Source organism: Nocardia spumae (assembly GCF_020733635.1).
GTDB lineage: Bacteria > Actinomycetota > Actinomycetes > Mycobacteriales > Mycobacteriaceae > Nocardia > Nocardia spumae.
This window is the reverse complement of sequence record NZ_JAJFZL010000001.1, coordinates 1,599,918-1,614,035: the sequence shown is the minus strand read 5'-3', so window position 1 is coordinate 1,614,035 and position 14,118 is coordinate 1,599,918. Positions and strand designations below refer to the sequence as shown.

Annotated in this window: 18 protein-coding genes; 5 read left to right on the top strand and 13 right to left on the bottom strand. The window is 64.3% G+C overall.

Going from position 1 to position 14,118, the window contains the following annotated elements; all coding sequences use genetic code 11:
• Positions 1 to 77: 77 nt before the first annotated feature.
• Positions 78 to 233, bottom strand: coding sequence for a DUF6131 family protein (locus LKD76_RS06715; RefSeq protein WP_227980097.1), 156 nt, complete (start codon positions 231 to 233; stop codon positions 78 to 80).
• A 342-nt stretch (positions 234 to 575) separates the two neighbouring features.
• On the opposite strand from LKD76_RS06715, the gene mbp1 reads away from it, so the two are divergent.
• Positions 576 to 821, top strand: coding sequence for a microaggregate-binding protein 1 (gene mbp1 / locus LKD76_RS06710; RefSeq protein WP_227980096.1), 246 nt, complete (start codon positions 576 to 578; stop codon positions 819 to 821).
• 105 nt (positions 822 to 926) lie between these two features.
• Here the strand turns inward: mbp1 and LKD76_RS06705 are convergent, their stop codons facing one another.
• The 7 genes from LKD76_RS06705 to LKD76_RS06675 form a co-directional block, all read right to left on the bottom strand.
• Complete coding sequence (locus LKD76_RS06705; protein WP_227980095.1) at positions 927 to 1,388, bottom strand: DUF8821 family protein; 462 nt, start codon at positions 1,386 to 1,388, stop codon at positions 927 to 929.
• Between the two features lie 424 nt (positions 1,389 to 1,812).
• Positions 1,813 to 2,079, bottom strand: coding sequence for a hypothetical protein (locus tag LKD76_RS06700; protein WP_227980094.1), 267 nt, complete (start codon positions 2,077 to 2,079; stop codon positions 1,813 to 1,815).
• A 158-nt stretch (positions 2,080 to 2,237) separates the two neighbouring features.
• Positions 2,238 to 3,239 carry a radical SAM/SPASM domain-containing protein gene (locus LKD76_RS06695; protein ID WP_227980092.1) on the bottom strand — a complete coding sequence of 334 codons (1,002 nt, stop codon included), beginning with the start codon at positions 3,237 to 3,239 and terminating at the stop codon, positions 2,238 to 2,240.
• A 2-nt stretch (positions 3,240 to 3,241) separates the two neighbouring features.
• On the bottom strand, positions 3,242 to 3,454 hold the full coding sequence (locus LKD76_RS06690; RefSeq protein ID WP_227980090.1) for a hypothetical protein: 213 nt from the start codon (positions 3,452 to 3,454) through the stop codon (positions 3,242 to 3,244).
• Between the two features lie 308 nt (positions 3,455 to 3,762).
• The gene (locus tag LKD76_RS06685) at positions 3,763 to 4,959 is read right to left on the bottom strand and encodes an SMI1/KNR4 family protein (protein ID WP_227980089.1); all 1,197 of its coding nucleotides are present in this window, start codon (positions 4,957 to 4,959) and stop codon (positions 3,763 to 3,765) included.
• Positions 4,960 to 5,047: 88 nt separating this feature from the next.
• Positions 5,048 to 5,686: a hypothetical protein gene (locus LKD76_RS06680; RefSeq protein WP_227980088.1), complete on the bottom strand. Its 639-nt coding sequence runs from the start codon at positions 5,684 to 5,686 to the stop codon at positions 5,048 to 5,050.
• Between the two features lie 231 nt (positions 5,687 to 5,917).
• Positions 5,918 to 6,142: a hypothetical protein gene (locus tag LKD76_RS06675; protein WP_227980087.1), complete on the bottom strand. Its 225-nt coding sequence runs from the start codon at positions 6,140 to 6,142 to the stop codon at positions 5,918 to 5,920.
• Positions 6,143 to 6,645: 503 nt separating this feature from the next.
• On the opposite strand from LKD76_RS06675, the gene LKD76_RS06670 reads away from it, so the two are divergent.
• Positions 6,646 to 8,358 carry a pentapeptide repeat-containing protein gene (locus LKD76_RS06670; RefSeq protein WP_227980085.1) on the top strand — a complete coding sequence of 571 codons (1,713 nt, stop codon included), beginning with the start codon at positions 6,646 to 6,648 and terminating at the stop codon, positions 8,356 to 8,358.
• Between the two features lie 444 nt (positions 8,359 to 8,802).
• On the opposite strand, the gene LKD76_RS06665 is transcribed toward LKD76_RS06670, so the two are convergent.
• A complete protein-coding gene (locus LKD76_RS06665) occupies positions 8,803 to 9,696 on the bottom strand; it encodes an NmrA/HSCARG family protein (protein ID WP_227980083.1) in 894 nt (297 codons plus the stop codon).
• A 112-nt stretch (positions 9,697 to 9,808) separates the two neighbouring features.
• Between LKD76_RS06665 and LKD76_RS06660 the strand changes: the two genes are divergently transcribed.
• On the top strand, positions 9,809 to 10,378 hold the full coding sequence (locus LKD76_RS06660; protein ID WP_227980081.1) for a TetR/AcrR family transcriptional regulator: 570 nt from the start codon (positions 9,809 to 9,811) through the stop codon (positions 10,376 to 10,378).
• Between the two features lie 147 nt (positions 10,379 to 10,525).
• Here the strand turns inward: LKD76_RS06660 and LKD76_RS06655 are convergent, their stop codons facing one another.
• The 3 genes from LKD76_RS06655 to LKD76_RS06645 form a co-directional block, all read right to left on the bottom strand.
• On the bottom strand, positions 10,526 to 10,684 hold the full coding sequence (locus LKD76_RS06655) for a hypothetical protein (protein ID WP_227980080.1): 159 nt from the start codon (positions 10,682 to 10,684) through the stop codon (positions 10,526 to 10,528).
• Positions 10,685 to 10,883: 199 nt separating this feature from the next.
• Positions 10,884 to 11,984 (bottom strand): redox-regulated ATPase YchF, encoded by a 1,101-nt coding sequence (gene ychF / locus LKD76_RS06650; protein WP_227980078.1) that lies wholly within the window; start codon positions 11,982 to 11,984, stop codon positions 10,884 to 10,886.
• A gap of 278 nt (positions 11,985 to 12,262) precedes the next feature.
• Positions 12,263 to 12,733 carry a DIP1984 family protein gene (locus tag LKD76_RS06645; RefSeq protein WP_227980077.1) on the bottom strand — a complete coding sequence of 157 codons (471 nt, stop codon included), beginning with the start codon at positions 12,731 to 12,733 and terminating at the stop codon, positions 12,263 to 12,265.
• 237 nt (positions 12,734 to 12,970) lie between these two features.
• On the opposite strand from LKD76_RS06645, the gene LKD76_RS32280 reads away from it, so the two are divergent.
• Positions 12,971 to 13,093, top strand: coding sequence for a hypothetical protein (locus LKD76_RS32280; protein ID WP_339428836.1), 123 nt, complete (start codon positions 12,971 to 12,973; stop codon positions 13,091 to 13,093).
• 43 nt (positions 13,094 to 13,136) lie between these two features.
• Here LKD76_RS32280 and LKD76_RS06635 read toward each other — a convergent pair whose 3' ends face one another.
• Positions 13,137 to 13,562: a GlcG/HbpS family heme-binding protein gene (locus LKD76_RS06635; protein ID WP_227980076.1), complete on the bottom strand. Its 426-nt coding sequence runs from the start codon at positions 13,560 to 13,562 to the stop codon at positions 13,137 to 13,139.
• A 98-nt stretch (positions 13,563 to 13,660) separates the two neighbouring features.
• Between LKD76_RS06635 and LKD76_RS06630 the strand changes: the two genes are divergently transcribed.
• On the top strand, positions 13,661 to 14,095 hold the full coding sequence (locus LKD76_RS06630) for a MarR family winged helix-turn-helix transcriptional regulator (protein WP_227980075.1): 435 nt from the start codon (positions 13,661 to 13,663) through the stop codon (positions 14,093 to 14,095).
• The last annotated feature ends 23 nt before the right edge of the window (positions 14,096 to 14,118 follow it).

Here is a 14,118-nt window from a genome sequence, read left to right as displayed (position 1 = left end):
TCCGGCACCACCGCGCTGTCATGCGAATCTACCAGCGCCCCAACCGCATCGGTTCCGTGCGACCCGAGTCCATCAGCCTAGTAGTAGTGCGCACGGCCTCCGACCGGCCGGCCGATCCGTCCCAGCACGAACAAGATCGCACCGACCACCACGGCAATGATGCCCAGCGTCCACAGGATCGGAATCCCGAAGATGAAACCGAGAACCAGCAGAATGACACCCAGGGTGATCACAACGAACTCCTTACTCGCAGCTCTCGCAACGAATTACGGTCGGTCGACCACGTGCGATGAGCGGTAACTCGAAAGAACAGATACCCGGAACCCACTATCTGAAACAGATACATTTCGAAGAGTTTTCCGCCGGATCGTCCTTCCCCGGCGACGCGGGATGCGCGGCCCCTCGCAACCGGGTAGATCCGCTATACCCCGATTCTCGGCCTCGACACCGTGAGAACGCGGCAGTCCCGGCAGCGCGGTCACGGGCGGGCGGGCATCGATGCGATTGTTTGGCCGTATGGACGCCGGGTATCGCCCTCAATGCCCGAACTGATCGACTGATGAAGGGGTCACGCAATGTCCGACCATGCGGGTAACAGTGCAGCAGAAGGCGTCGAGAGCGCCGTCGAGGGAATCAAGGGCCGCGTCAAGGAAGCCGCCGGAGCCCTGGCCGGAAACAAGGACCTGCGCGAAGAAGGCAGCGCCCAGCAAGACAAGGCCGAAGCCCAGAAGGAAGCGGCCAAGAACGAAGCACGCGCCGAAAAGGAGCGTGCCGCAGCCGAACTCCACGAGGCGCGCCAGAAGAGTCATCAGGACGACTGAGCAGAACCCCCGGCGGGCCCACGACTTTGCGGTCGTGGGCCCGCTTCGGGTGCCCATTCCTCCGAATGCGCGCCGATCGCCGTCCACTACCCGATATTCGATATCTCAGTATTGATTCTTGATGACGAAGTAGGAGCCGCGGATTGTCCCCGCCAGCTTCGACTTCTGCCTCGCGAATTTGAACGCGGCGAGTTCACTGGGGATCTCCATTCCGTCGGATAGCTTGAAACCGACGGCACGCTTGCCACTGTCGTCGAGCGCGTACATCACGTTGATCGACAAACCGCTCTCGTAGAAGACGTATGCCATGCGAATGTCCTCCACCTGGAAGGCAGTGGCCTCCAATGGACGTGAGGCGATCACGATGTCGCGTTCTTCCTCCAGGATCCGGCTCACCCAGTCGACGGTCGACTGGGCTTCCTTCGCGGGCTCCACCGTGAAGACGTAGTCGTACTTGTTCTTGAAATATCGAGCCTCGTTCGCTCGAAGCCCGGCCAGCGCCGCGGCGACCGGTGACGACTCCAGGCCGACGGTCGATACGGTGTCGAAATCCACGGTGTAGGTCATGGCGAGCTCCTCAGCACGTGTGTCCGTACAACTCACGGATGCGGGTGTCCATCGTCGAAAGAAACGAAGGGCCGTGAACCGAAGGCCTTCCCGCTGGACTCTACAACTCCGCGCCCCGAGCGGGCCGTACACGACGCCCACGGTCGAACGTCGCCGATCGGCTCTGGGATCATTGCGGTCGGCGTTCGACATCGTGCACCGAGCGCGGCCATGGAATGCGGCTTTACGCCCCGGCGCGCCACCACTGCTTCCCGGGGACGCGTGAAACCCCCTGGCGCTCAGACCGTCCCGCGATCGCCCGGCGCGCGACCGGGCCGCGCGGACCACGACGCGACATCCGGCAACGCCGCGAGGCGAGCGGTCGCACGCGAACCGCCGACAGACGCGATCCTTCGGCTTGTTCCCGGGTCGGGTTCAGCCGGGATCAGGAATCGTCGTCGTCCTTACGAAGGTCGTCCGGCGGCTTGTTCTCGGTGATCTGCTCGTCGACCGAATCGGCGAAGGCGGTGCCGGCGACCATGCCGTCGGTACCGGGTACGACGACGGTCGGCCGCGCACCGGGCTCGTAGATCTCCTCCAGCTCGGCGGCGTCCTTCTTGGCCTGGTCGCGGGTGTCCTGATCCGGTTCGAGTGCGGCCGTGTCGGCGGGCTTCGTGGTCCGATCGGACGCGTCCGATGTGTTCTCCGTCATAGTGACGAGATTCCCGCCCGCACTGCTCTTACACGACCGAGATCTCTGGTGTCGAGGGCGCCGGGATCACCCCGCCGTGTCACGACATCGGCGCCGCGCCGACGGGCGGGACGGCATCGAGGGCACAGGGCAGCCGGTGACGGGGATCGTCCGCATGATCAAGCAGAAATCATGCGCCTCAAGTCATTGAACAAGCCCAGGGCCGCCTGGTTGCGATCTTCTTCCGCCCGCCGCAGAGCATCCCTGACCAGAATTCCAATTTCATCATCGCCGAAGACCATCTGGCACAGGTGGCACACTCCGACATAATGTGTCGGAAAATCCACAGTGGGATGATATTTTTTCACGAGCCGCTGCAAACCGGCGAAACCTTCGGTCGTGATCATTTGAAACCAGATCGAGTTCTCTGCTCGCGATCTCAGCTCCCGTAGCGAGGTGGTCTTGGCATTTCCGAGTCGTAAGAATTCGTAATCGCCGGCCGTCGAGCAGCACGGATAGGCATCGCCGTTCGCTTCGATGAGAAGATCACCGGTCGCCGGACAAGCGAGATTTTTGCCTGTCCAATCATTGATCAAGAGGTCTACTTGCGGAATATTCGACGCCCGCCCCTGAGGTACGATCGCCCCATCTTTTGTTTCGACGCCCGGAAATTCCTTCAACCAGTCACCGAGAGCGTCAGCGGCTCCAGCCCGACTCTTGCTTGTCGATCCGGCAACGACCACTCTTATTCCGATACCGTGGCCGGCACGTACACAGTTCTTTACCCGTTCCACATCGATCCATGGCGCATGCGAACTGTCGTAACTTATCGTGAGCGTCCGGAGCCCATTAGCTTTGAGCTCGCCGAGTCGTTCCGATGCGTAGGCAGTCGACTTCGCCCATGAGGCGCTGGTAATTGCTGTGTGCCACATCCCGAGACCGGACGCTTCCCTGGAAATGTCACGCATCAACGAAAAACGCGCGAACGGCTCGCCACCAGTGAAACTCAGGGTTGCCTCGGGACACTCGGTCTTCGCCTGATGCACGTAGGAGACGGCGTCCCGCAGCTCCATCGTTTCACGCCGCCATGGCCCCGAATCGACACAACAGTATTCGCACTGCAATGGGCATTGCGAAGTAATCGACAGGATAAGATGCCGGAATTCCAGTCCAGTAGACATGATCACATGTGTACCCAGCGGTCGGTGGTCGGACCGGTGCGATAAACCCACATAGGATCACCGCCGCCGGAGGTCCCCGACGCCTGAGCTTCCGGAAAACGATGAATGTCTTCTCTGTCGAAGTCGATGTCGTGCCGCTCGCAGAATGCGGCAATTGTCTGGATCAAGTCTTCCCGGACCGCAGCATCTCGGATACGGTCTTCGAATTCTGCCATGGTGAATCTCCCTTCACTTCGAACGCGGCTTGTCACCTCTTCGGTGTAACCGGAGGCCCAGCGTGCACTGTTCTTCGATCGGAGATTTCTTCACGCCGAAACACTGACTCAGAAAACATGGTGAGCGTGCCAAGAAATGGTAGGCGTTCAACGCCACACAGTTGCCTGTTGTTGCTGAATCGTTGCTGCTAGCTCGGTAAAGGCGGGTGAACTGCCGCGACGCAACCACCCGCCGGCATGGGCCAGTGCGGCACCCCTCGTATAACGATGTCCGACAGGCCGACCAGCGCGCCGCGCCGACGAAACGATCACGGTCTACTCAACAACGCGCGGCCGCGTTCCGGGGTGAGGCTGTACGCCAGCACGGGGTCGGCGAGCAGCGCGACCGGGGCGATGTGATCCGGAGTGCGGGGCTGCCAGTGCGTCATCGCGGCCTCCAGCGCATGCCACAGTGCCGCCGGGTCGGACCGGTGTTGCGCGAGCGCGTCTCGCACCGCGGTGTCGAATGCTCGGTTTCCGTAGGTGAGCCGGTAACCGGGCTGCTGTACCCGTGCTCGGTGCTCGCCGATGGCACGTCCGATCTCGAGCCCGGGGTCGTTCTGTGTGATTTCGAGGATCTGGGCAACTTCGCGCGCGGAGTACTGCGAGGCCTCTTCGGTTGCGTGCTGCTGGGCGCGCTCGCGGGCTACGCGGTGGCTGGTGAGCGCGCGGTCCGCCAGGTACTGGGCATTTTCGAGCGCGGAGCCGTACCAGGATTCTCTGTGTTCGTGTTGCAGGACCATGCACGGCAGGAACTCTTCGGTGAACAGTGAACCGGTGAAGAACCCGTCCGGGACGGGCGTCGGAGGTAGCAGGTGTGAAAGAAGCCGGGAGGCCTCGTACGGCGAGGAGGAGGTGAGGAACATCTGGAGCTGGACTCGTAAGACCGCAGCGCGTGGCTGGCCGACATGTCGAGCCTTCTCCAGGGCCACCATGGCCGTGTCGATATCGCCGGAAAGGGCCTCGTCCCGAGCCTGTTCCACCGCCAGAGCCCAACTGTCACGAGTCTTGCCCGCCGGCTGACGTATGTGATGAAAGCCTTGGTACAGCGATTCCATGAGGGCAGTGAACGACGGATACCGCCGCGGGAATTCAGCCCAGGAAAATACGCTGTAGGCGGCCCACTCGCCGTTTTCGTCACGGTCGGCCGGGTCGAGGAACAGGACCCCGGCGTCGGCGTGCAGCGAGATCAGTAGCCCGCGGCCGAACGGGTTGCCCGGCGCGTCGACCGGAGCCTCGGTGACCAGGTCGGCCCACGACTCCCAGACCGGTTCGAGGTCACGCAGCCATCCCAGATTGGTGGTGTCGCGCATCTTCCAGACGAACTCCCCGGCGTTGCGCCATCCATCGGTGGTCAGCAGGAAGCTGCGATACGAGGGCGGCAACCTCAGGCCGAGGCGCTCCTCGACCGCTGCGACGTCGGCCTCGGCCGCTGGGGCGTAGCCGAGCCAGCGCTGCTGCACCACCTCGGGCTCCAGGTCACCGGGATCACTGGCGGTGATCCGTTCCTCGCTCCACAGCTCCAGCCACGGTCTCCAGTTCATTGCGTGAACCCTAGGAGCAGCCTCCGACAAGTACCTGTTCTTCGTGCTGTGCGGATGCTCGGTGGCTTGGGTCGAGCCCCGCCTCGTACGCGGCTGCCTCGTCCTTGTCGTGCAGGAAATGCGGGGCCACCACGCCCTCGAGCGAGGTGTCGCTGATCGGCCCTGGTTGCCACTCGTTGCGCACGAGTTTCAGCAGGAACTCGGCCATTCCGCACGGGTACACCGACCACTCATGGTTCATACGCGAGTACACCGCGACCGGCCATCGATCCGGGTTCTGGTCCGTCGTGATCCAGCACAGAGTGTCGGCCGCAGCTGTTCCGCCCCAGATCAGCAGGTCCTCCAGCCGATACCGGCCCCTGTCGGCGCGAGCCCACTCGTTGCCCCCCTGGTCCGCGAGCGCTGCCTCCGAGAGCCTCGATACCTTCACCATCCGTAGCTCCTCCGAGGAGACGACAGGGGTGAAGACGACGACCATCTCCTCGATCGTGCCGCTGCCGAAGGCTGCCACGAAGGCCCGATAGTCGGCCGGGAAAGCAGTTTCGTAGATCTTCTCCGCCGCACTCCAGTCGACGATCTCCCCGCAGGTCGGCCCGATGCACGACAGCACTTCTCCGAGGCCCGCCATGGCGGGCTGATCCTCACTCACGCTCCGGTTCCCATCCGGTCGGGGCCCCTTGCCCACGTTGTGGCATTGTTTGTCCTTCGGTTGTGCATCTCTCGGTGGGGCGCGCCATATCCGCCCGGTTTCGGCGAATGCTATTGCACCCCTACGACCTATCCGTTCGACGCCAACGGAACGGAACCCGGCTGTGCGCCTGAAGGAACGACAGAAGCGGGTCTTGCGCCACGGCCTGGCCGCAGCTCGACCAGGCAGATTTCACAGATCCGCGGTGCTCGCGGCCGTCTCGAGGGCGTGCGGCGAAACGTGACGCTGCCGCTGAGTGAAGGCAGAGCTTCGGCCGACGCCCTTGTGCGGCAGCGGATTTACTAGTTGCCGATGCACCGGATCACCGACACGGGTCCGTAGGAAACCCTGGCCCGCGCCGGCCGACCATCCGTCCGAACGCGACCCATCGATCACCCGCGCGATCTTGCGATCCATCGGATCAGCCGATGCCCTCAGCCGATCCGCAGAAGACTCCGACCATTCGACATTGTCGCGTCGATGCTGGATGCGCGGAATGTGGACCTGAATGTGGGAATCAACGTAGAAGGCGATGCGCTCGACCGGTCGGAAGAATCGGCTCGGCTGGCACTAATGCTCGGTAGAGGCAATTGCGCCAGAGCTGCTCGTATTTGCGTCCAAGCAGGCCCCGGTTCGAACATATAGGCCCCGTTACCGATGTGCAGGACACATCATGCGGGTCCGGAAACGGATCGATGACCTGGTTTTGCCGGGCGGAGAGGCCTCGAGGTCGAGGGTGGCCACGGGCCATTGCCGCAGAAGACGCGCAGCGCCCTCAGTTTGCGGGCGCGGGAACACAATGCGGGCGACCCGCCCCGGGGAACGCGGCCGAAGGCTGCGCACTGGCGCATGCCGCGCGGTGCCCGTTCCCTGTCCCACGCTCGATGGCGCTTACTTCCGGTATCGAGCAGAATCGTGCAGTGACCAGGAGGGTGAGCGCGTCTCGCGCACAGGCACATACGAGACCGACCGCGCTGCGCGCAGCGTTGACCAAGGAATCGCGCGCGGCATTCAGCCGCCGGGCGGGACGAATACAGCTGTTCCCCGCGGTCACCGCGGCGCTGCTCGCCGGACTAGCTGTGGCCTTCGCAGCATACGGATTCCTACGCTGGATCACCCCCGTCGATGCGACCAAGCAAGCCGCCGAAATCGATATCACTCGTGTCGCATTGACCGTCGTCGCCGGTGTCGGCGGCGTGGTCGCCCTGGTCATCGCCTACCGGCGGCAACGCGATCTGGAACAGAGCCGGTTCGTCGACCGCTTCGGCGCCGCAGCCGCCCAACTCGGCGCGACAGATGTCGCGGTCCGAATCGCCGGGGTCTACGCGATGGCCGGCGTCGCCGATGGATCCGACGGCCCGCGCCGCCAGCAATGCATCGACGTGCTGTGCGGATACCTCCGCTTGCCCTACAGCCCGGAGCTCGGTGCCAACCACCAGAGCAAACTGGTCGTGAAACAGCACCGCGCGACGGCGGACAACACCCATGCCGATGACCGGGAACACCACCACGAATATCGACACAATGACCGAGAAGTCCGGGCAACCATCGTCCGTGTCATTACCGACCACCTTCGACCCGAGGCCGCATACAGCTGGTCAACAGCCGATTTCGACCTCCGCACGGCCTATCTCGAGAACGTCGATTTCAGCCGTGCACAGTTCTCGGGTGCGGCTCGGTTCGGCGGCGCGACTTTTTCGGGCGACGCCTGGCTCGGTAGCGCGACCTTCGCCGGCAACGCCGAGTTCGACGGCGTAACATTCTCCGGCAACGCATGGTTCGATGGCGTAACCTTCTCTGGCAACGCCCATTTCGACGGCGCAACATTCTCCGGCAACGCCCATTTCGAGGGCGCGACCCTGTCCGGAAGCTCCCGGTTCGACAAGGCGACCTTCGCCGAGAACGCCTCGTTCGCCGGTGCGAACTTCTCCGCCGACGCCCGGTTCGGCGGCGCCACCTTCGCCGGCGACGCCCACTTCGGTGGGACGACCTTCGCCGGCAACGCCCGGTTCGACGGCGTAGCCTTCTCCGGCAACGGTCATTTCGACGGCGCAACATTTTCCGGCAACGCGCGGTTCGGCAACGCAACCTTCGCCCGCGACGCCCGGTTCGACGGTGCGACCCTGGCCGGCAATGCCCGGTTCGGCGACGCGTCCTTCGCCGGTGACGCAGGATTCGGCGGCGCCACCTTCACCGGCAATACAGGATTCGACAGCGTGACCTTTTCCGGTGACGCGGAGTTCGGCGAGGCGACCTTCTCCGGCAACGCCGAGTTCGGTGACACAACCTTCGCCGGCGACGCAGGATTCGGCGGCACCACCTTCGCCGGCGACGCAGGATTCGGCGGCACCACCTTCGCCGGCAACGCCCGATTCGACCGTGCGACCTTCGCCGGCAATACATGGTTCGGCAGCGCGACCTTCGCCGGCAACGCCCGGTTCGACCGTGTGGCCTTCGCCGGCAACGCCCGGTTCGACGAGGCAGACTTCGGTAGCGGCACCATCTCCTTCAGTGAACCGAGACAGTGGGGGCCTCCGGCACCTATATTCGACTGGAGCCAGGACCACAGTCAGAAGCCCGCCAATACCGAACCGCATGATTGGCCGCCCGTTGTGGCGGCACGTAATCACTAGCAGGCCGCGCTGACACCACCCCTCGGTAGAAGCAAGCCCCCACCGAGAGGCTCAATGTTCATATTGCGTGGCAACAGAACGAAGGCGCGAGCGCCGGTTCGCGAACGACGGCGTCCACGCGGTCGCATCACCCACACATACGTGCGCCGCCACTGCCAGCCGTCACATCGGCCATGCCGCTTATCTGTAGACCGCAGCCATCGCTTACGACGCCACCCACCCACCCACCTTTGTCTCCGCAAGTCGACACTCTCGGATCGCACTGGTTCAACCGGCCGATGACTGGCCAGCGAAGCGTTGAGCCCACCCAATACTTTTGGTGGGCTCAGCAAGTCTCTACCAGCAGCGATACCTACGCCGACCTACTTCTTCGCAGACGCTAATCCGCTGCGGAACTCGGCCGCCGCCGATCGAGTTGCCCGCGCATGTCTTCGGCAATGTTCATCAGGGTCGGGCGGTGTAAGCGGAGTACTGCCGTACACCTTCACGCTCCAGCCAGGTGGTGAAATCCAGCAGTTCCGGATGGCATCGCCGCAGCGACACGATGTCGGCATTCCAGCCTCCGCCCTGGTTGGCGAACCGGTAGCCGGCGAGGGCGTCGGGGTCCTTGTCCGACAACGCTTCTCGTGGGATCGCTCGGTATTCGATCGGTTGTCCGAGGGACCGGCTCATGGCCTCGGTGATCTGGGTCATGGTCAGCTCGTCGCCCGCCAGCTCCACCGCGGCTCCGATGTATTCGTCCGGGTGAGTGAAAGCCCGTGCGGCGAAGACACCGATGTCGGTACCCGCGATCAGCTGCACGGGTACGTCCGGATGGATGACATCGGTGAGTACTCCCTCGCGCAAGCCGAAGCGGGGGTCGAGCTGGTTCTCCATGAAGCGCGCCGGGCGTAATGCGGTGGTCGCCAAGCCGAGCCGAGTCGAGTATCTCTCCAACTCCGCCTTGCTCTGCCAGCGGCGAATGCCGTGATCGGCGTCGGCAGCGCCGACCGAGGCGTAAACAAAGTGAGCAACACCCGCTGCCGCGGCCGCATCCGCGACATTGCGGCCCAGCCTCAGTTCATCGTCGACGGTGAATCCGGGAGGTGTGCCAGGGTATCCCGCGGTCGGTTGCACGCTGAACACCCCGTGAACACCCGCCGCCGCCGTATCCAGCGTGGTTCGGTCGCCCATATCGCCACGCGCCAGTTCCGCACCCGCCTCTGCCAACATCCGAGCACCCGCGGTGTCCGGGTCACGCACCAGCGCACGCACCCGCCAACCCGCCGCCAGCAGTGCGCGAGCCGTTGCGCCACCTTGGGTGCCCGTCGCTCCGGTAACCAACACGATGTCCGACATCGCATCCTCCTCGAGTAGCACTGTTCGCCTGCATCGGCGATAAATGGGGATTGTCCCCGTTCAACCGTCGGCTACAATACGGGGACTATCCCCGTTTTGCACTCGGAGTGTAATGACACCAGCCCCGAGCAGACCGGCCCGTGCCGATGCGCTGCGCAACTACCAGCGGCTCATCACCGCCGCCACCAATGCCTTCGCCGAACACGGCCCGCAGGTGCCGCTGGACGACATCGCACGCGCCGCCGGGGTCGGCAATGCCACGCTCTACCGCCATTTCCCGACCAGACAGGCACTACTGGAAGCGGTCCATCACGACCACATAGAGGCCCTGGTTCACCGAGCCGGCGACTTGGCCACGGCACACTCCCCCGCCGAGGCGCTCAGGTTGTGGCTCGACACCGTTGTCGCACAGGGCAGCGCCACCCGCGGCCTCGCGGCCTCGCTGCTCGCAGTCATAGGCACATCGACCGAATCTTGGTGCCGGAAAGAAATATTCGCCGCGGCAACCGGCCTTTTGCAGCGCGCTCAAGACGCAGGCGAGATCCGTTCCGGGCTGACCGCACCCCAGTTACTGAAGCTCGTCAACGCGATAACCCTTGCCACTGAAGGAGATCCGGACCGAACCCAGCAAGCCCACACACTGCTGGACTTCCTCTTCGACGGCCTTCGCGTCCAAGCGTGACACTGTGCACGCGACAGACCTGTGCGCAGCTCGAACGGACTGGCGCAACGTTCGCCGATGCCGCTGATCGCGCTGTTCGGACTGGCACATACGGCGCGCCGTCCCGGGATAGAACGGTCCTGGGCCGGGCAGGGATTGGTATGCCGGTCAGTTCGCCACGTTGTCGAATGTGCCGGCCTGGTAGGAGCCGCCTGTGGTCTTGGTGATCACCAGCAGCCGGTTGCGGCGTTGATCATGGCGACCAGAGACCAGTGCGGCGATCTGGTCATAGTCGTAGTGCTGGTCATAGTCGTAGTGTCTGCGCACCAGGAACTCCCGCCGACTCGCAGCGAAGATCTCACCGTGACGAACATCGCCTTCGACTCAGCAATTAGGCGGAAACATTCTCTTCTGCCGCTACCCGCGCGGTCCGAAGCGGCCATCCTGGCTCCACCAACAACTGAACCCCACCCTGAGCTGGGATGGAGCTCAATCAGCCTGTGCGCGTGGTAGATCCGACCGCGGCCTACTTGCTCTTGGACGGTGAGGCTATTCCGGTTCGGAACTCGACTACGTCCCCGTCGTGCATGACGTAGTCCTTACCTTCCATCCGCACCTTGCCCGCGGACTTGGCGGCCGCCATGGAACCGGCTTCGACCAGGTCGTCGTAGGCCACGATTTCGGCCTTGATGAAGCCGCGTTCGAAGTCGGTGTGGATGACACCTGCCGCCTTGGGCGCGGTGTCGCCCTGGTGAATCGTCCACGCGCGGGCCTCTTTCGGGCCGGCGGTGAGGTAGGTCTGCAGGCCGAGGGTGTGGAAGCCGGCGCGGGCCAGCGCGTGCAGGCCGGGTTCGGTCTGGCCGATGGATTCCAGGAGTTCCAGGGCGGATTCGGCGTCGAGTTCCAGGAGTTCGGCTTCTACCTTGGCGTCGAGGAAGACCGCGTCGGCCGGGGCGACCGCGGCTTTCAACTCGGCTACGCGGGCTTCGTCGGTCAGGACCGACTCGTCGGCGTTGAAGACGTAGAGGAAAGGCTTGGTGGTGAGCAGCGACAGTTCGCGCAGCAGGTCGGCGTCGATCTTGTCGCGGACCGCGTAGAGCGTTTTGCCCTCGTTGAGGAATTCCTGTGCCTGCTTGGCGGCGTCGGCGACCGGCTTGCGGTCCTTTTTGACCTTGGCTTCCTTGTCGAGGCGGACGACCGCCTTCTCCAGGGTCTGCAGGTCGGCGAGGATGAGCTCGGTTTCGATGACCTCGATATCGCTGAGGGGATCGACCTTGCCGTCGACATGGACCACGTCGTCGTCGGCGAAGACGCGGACCACCTGGCAGATGGCGTCGGCTTCGCGGATGTTGGCGAGGAACTTGTTGCCCAGGCCCGCGCCCTCGGAGGCGCCCTTGACGATGCCGGCGATATCGACGAACGACACCGTCGCGGGAACGATGCGCTCGGAGCTGAAGATCTCGGCGAGCTTGTCCAGCCTCGGATCGGGCAGCGGCACCACGCCGACGTTCGGCTCGATGGTGGCGAACGGGTAGTTCGCGGCGAGCACGTCGTTGCGGGTCAGCGCGTTGAACAGCGTCGACTTTCCGACGTTGGGCAGACCGACGATACCGAGGGTGAGACTCACGAGTGCAAGAGTCTACGCGGCGCATGCCCGGCTGCTGCATCTGCCCAGGTAGCGCCCGCTGAGATGGAGTACCCCTTACCCGCCCTCGTCGTCGCGGATCCGCACGTGGTGGTGCGGCGTATGCCGTATCCGTTACTTGTGCGCGGTGCTGGGCTGAGTTGTGAACCGGGGAATCGAACCCCTGCACTGCCCACCGTGCGCCAAGAAAGGGGGCCGAGTTGCCCGCCGGCCCTACGGGTTGTGCACGCCTCCGCTGCGACTACCTGCTCCATCTCCCGTCAGTCCAGCAGATCGATCTCCCAGTTCGCACGCTGAATACGGACGTCGAGTTCACGCAGTTCCCGGGCCAGCTCATCGGCCTGCGTCCGCAGATCGGCGACCGGCAGTGCGGACAGCATCTTCAGCTCGGAGCGCAACTGGCGACCGTAGCCGTGCTGCCCCTGCCCCACCGCGGCGTTCGCGGCGTCGGTGACGATCGCATGCCGCAACCGCAACGCATCGCGGCGGGCCAGCGCATCGGTCACCGTCCCGTCGTCTCCGATCCGGGAGGCCGCGTTGGTGCGATTGATCCGCCGAACCAGATCTTCGAACTCCCCGAGCGCGTCCCCCACCTCGGTGAGTAGTGCCCCGGCATCTTCGGCGGGCTCCTCACCCTCCTGGAATCGCGCGTTACCGGCGATCCGCGTGCGCAGCTGCTCGATTCGTTTCACCGAGTCCGCGCGCAGAGCCAATGCCTCGGCCAGCTTCATTTCCCACCTCCGATTCACATACCGGACGGAGTGTAGTCGCGGCAGGGACCGCTTCGACATGTCATTTTCCAGGCCCGCCGGGTTCGGAAGAGCGGCAACGGGGTTCGAGCAAGCCGAGACGCGCACCGCACTACTCAGTCTCCAGCCTTCGGGACGAATCCCGTTGCCGGGCGCGATCGTCGACAGCATTCAGCACCTCTACGGCGGCGACTACATCCCTTCGCGGGTGGTGTGCTGGTGACCGAGTACGGGATGATCCTCGGAGCGGCCGGCGCCTCGGGCGCCCATGCCACCCAGGACGAAGAGGCCGTGCGGACGGCGGTGGATCGCCGGCACGACGATCGCGCGCACTCGGCGTGAGCCGCGAAAGACCTTCGTAGGCTGAAGCATCGATCGGCGCTGTTCACACCGAGTTCGCCGGCGGCCGCACCAGGGCGGCGAGTCCGAACTCGGCGCATTCGTCGTCCTGCTCCGGCCTTCCTCCGCTGACCGCGACCGCGCCCAGCACCAGACCGTGGCGATGGATCAGCCGCGAGCCCGCGCCTGCCAGGATCGGCGTCGAGGACATCTGGCCGATCCGGTCGAACAATGCGGGCCAAGCCTGCTGGAGTCGCTGTAGCTCATCGCCGTCGCGGTGGAACAGGGCGACACTCGATGCCTTCGCCGGGGCGATGCGCGCCGACATCGGTGGCGCGCCGTCCATGCGGTCGAGGACTCGGACATGCCCGCCCTCGTCGACGATCGCTACCGCGATCCGCGCACCCAATTCCGATGCGTGCGTGCGGACTCCGACACTGATCGCACGGGCTTCCTCCAAGGTGAGCGTCATTTCTCTCCCTCAACTGATCGTTGGTCTCTCCAACGTTCTACTCGGCAAGCGTACGCCAAAATAGTTGGCCAGCCCAACGAATTAGCTAGACTGTCCACATGGAGGAGGCACCTGCCCGTTTACGCGGCAAGCCGAGTTGGCTGGTCGGCAAAACGGCCGCACTGGCCCAGCGACATATCGGCGAAGCCATGGCAACAGTCGGGGCTCGCGGGTACCACTTCGCGATTCTCGCCGCGCTCGACGAGTTCGGGCCCGCGAGCCAAGCGGCCATCGGGCAGCGATGCCGGATAGACCGCAGCGATATGCACACGATGCTCGCCGAGCTGGAATCGCAGGGACATATCGCGAGAGAACCGGATCCGGACGACCGGCGTCGCAATCTGATCACGCTCACCGCTACCGGCGAGCACAGACTGCGCGAGCTGGATGCCACGCTGACCGCCGCCCAGGACGAGATCTTCCGCGGGCTGACCGCCGCCGAGCGAGACCGCCTGGCCACACTGCTGACCCGGGTACTCGCCCGGACCGAATAGCTCAGCGCAGCACGGGTATTCGC